This is a genomic window from Paenibacillus sp. FW126-R14, assembly GCF_058789495.1.
This window is the reverse complement of the sequence record NZ_JBYTBS010000139.1, coordinates 1-741: the sequence shown is the minus strand read 5'-3', so window position 1 is coordinate 741 and position 741 is coordinate 1. Positions and strand designations below refer to the sequence as shown.

At 53.8% G+C, this 741-nt stretch carries 1 rRNA gene; it reads right to left on the bottom strand.

Annotated elements, in window-relative coordinates:
- Positions 1 to 741: ribosomal RNA gene (locus tag AC3WRW_RS33055) — 23S ribosomal RNA — on the bottom strand; the annotation flags it as partial.

The following is a 741-nucleotide window of genomic DNA, read 5'->3' as shown; positions in this document are numbered from 1 at the left end:
CCTTTAAACGCCTCCGTTACATTTTAGGAGGCGACCGCCCCAGTCAAACTGCCCACCTGACACTGTCCCCATACCGGATCACGGTACCAGGTTAGAACTCCGATACGATCAGGGTGGTATCCCAACGGCGCCTCCACCCAAGCTGGCGCTCAGGCTTCAAAGGCTCCCACCTATCCTGTACAGATCGTACCAAAGTCCAATATCAAGCTGCAGTAAAGCTCCATGGGGTCTTTCCGTCTTGTCGCGGGTAACCTGCATCTTCACAGGTATTAAAATTTCACCGGATCTCTCGTTGAGACAGCGCCCAAGTCGTTACGCCATTCGTGCGGGTCAGAATTTACCTGACAAGGAATTTCGCTACCTTAGGACCGTTATAGTTACGGCCGCCGTTTACTGGGGCTTCAATTCATAGCTTCGGGTTGCCCCTAACCACTCCTCTTAACCTTCCAGCACCGGGCAGGCGTCAGCCCGTATACTTCGCCTTGCGGCTTCGCACAGACCTGTGTTTTTGCTAAACAGTCGCTTGGGCCTTTTCACTGCGGCCCCCTCGGGCTATTCACCCTACCGAGGCACCCCTTCTCCCGAAGTTACGGGGTCATTTTGCCGAGTTCCTTAACGAGAGTTCTTCCGCGCGCCTTAGAATTCTCTTCTCACCCACCTGTGTCGGTTTGCGGTACGGGCACCTTCGCCTGGCTAGAAGCTTTTCTTGGCAGTGTGAAATCATGACCTTCGGTACTTAAA